The 1,803-nt window shown below is 66.6% G+C and carries 2 protein-coding genes; both read left to right on the top strand.

Translation table 11 applies throughout. The features are described 5' to 3' along the window. Positions 1–1,341, top strand: a 1,341-nt coding sequence (kdpB, locus tag BST40_RS27900; RefSeq protein ID WP_083156527.1) for a potassium-transporting ATPase subunit KdpB, incomplete at its 5' end; no start/stop codon positions are given. Beyond that, positions 1,342–1,803 (top strand): potassium-transporting ATPase subunit C (locus BST40_RS27895; RefSeq protein ID WP_142276849.1); only part of this gene is annotated, 462 nt, incomplete at its 3' end.

Raw genomic sequence — 1,803 nt, 5'->3', positions numbered from 1 at the left:
TCGGCGCTCGGCGCCGACGGGATCAGCGGCATCGTGCTGGTCGCGCTGCTGGTGTGCTTGATTCCCACCACAATTGGGGCGCTGCTGTCGGCGATCGGCATCGCGGGCATGGACCGGCTGGTGCAACGCAACGTGCTGGCGATGTCCGGGCGAGCCGTCGAAGCCGCCGGTGACGTCAACACGCTGCTGCTGGACAAGACCGGAACCATCACCCTCGGCAATCGGGAGGCATCGGAATTCATTCCGGTGCATGGGATCAGCGCCGCCGAGCTCGCCGACGCCGCACAGCTGGCCAGCCTGGCCGACGAAACGCCGGAGGGCCGCTCCATCGTCGTCTACGCCAAACAGGCCTACGGATTGCGCGCCCACACACCGGGGGATCTCGACGACGCCTGCTGGGTGGAATTCACTGCGGTGACCCGGATGTCGGGTGTGGACCTGGACGGGCGCAAGCTGCGTAAGGGAGCGGCCAGCTCGGTCGCCGAATGGGTACGCGGCAACGGCGGCGAGGTTCCGGCCGAACTGGGGCACATTGTCGACGGCATCTCCGCTGCCGGGGGGACCCCGCTGGTGGTGGGCCGGGTGGATCACCGAAAGGCGCAGGTGCTCGGCGTCATCCACCTCAAGGACGTGGTCAAGCAGGGAATGCGGACCCGGTTCGACGCGATGCGCCAGATGGGAATTCGCACCGTGATGATCACCGGCGACAACCCGTTGACCGCCAAGGCAATCGCGGACGAAGCCGGGGTCGACGACTTTCTGGCCGAGGCCACACCCGAGGACAAGCTGATGCTGATCAAAAGGGAGCAGCACGGCGGCCGCCTGGTCGCGATGACCGGCGACGGCACCAACGACGCGCCGGCGCTGGCGCAGGCTGATGTGGGGGTGGCGATGAACACCGGCACCGCCGCCGCCAAGGAGGCCGGCAACATGGTGGACCTGGACTCCGATCCCACCAAGCTCATCGAGATCGTGGAAATCGGTAAGCAACTGCTGATCACCCGCGGCGCATTGACCACATTTTCGATCGCCAACGACATCGCCAAGTATTTCGCGATCATCCCGGCGATGTTCGTGGCGCTGTTTCCCGGCTTGGATCTGCTCAACGTGATGCGGCTACACAGCCCGCAATCGGCCATCCTGTCCGCGGTCATCTTCAACGCCGTCGTCATCGTCGCGCTGATTCCGCTGGCATTGCGCGGGGTGCGCTATACGCCCAGTCGTGCCTCGAAACTGCTCAGCCGCAACCTCTACCGCTATGGAGTAGGCGGGCTGGTCGCGCCGTTCATCGGGATCAAGGTCATCGACCTGGTCGTCCAACTACTGCCCGGGATGTCGTAAATGGTTCGCCAATATTGGGCCGCACTGCGGGCCCTGCTGGTTTTCACGGTCATCCTCGGCTTCGGCTACCCGCTACTCGTCTGGTTGGTGGCGTGGCTTCCCGGGCTGCACGACAAGGCGCAGGGTTCCCTCGTCGATGCCGGCGGTAAACCGGTCGGCAGCAGCCTGATCGGACAGTTGTACCTCGATGCCGCCGGGCGCCCGTTGCCGCAGTACTTCCAGGGACGGCCCTCGGCGGCAGGCGCCGGATATGACCCGTTGTCCAGCGGCGCCAGCAATCTGGGGCCGGAGAGCATCGTGGATATTCCCGCCGACCCGGCGAAGCTGGCGGCCGGCGCCAGTCCGGCCGAGGCCGGTTTCCGGCCCAGTCTGCTGACCCAGGTGTGTTCGCGCAGTGCGGCGGTGTCGCGACTCGAGGGCCTCGACCCGGCGGGGGGATCACGGCCGTTCTGCACGCCGGGG

The sequence above is a fragment of the Mycobacterium persicum genome, from assembly GCF_002086675.1.
Taxonomy (GTDB): Bacteria; Actinomycetota; Actinomycetes; order Mycobacteriales; family Mycobacteriaceae; genus Mycobacterium; species Mycobacterium persicum.
This window is presented reverse-complemented; position numbering and strand designations above follow the sequence as displayed.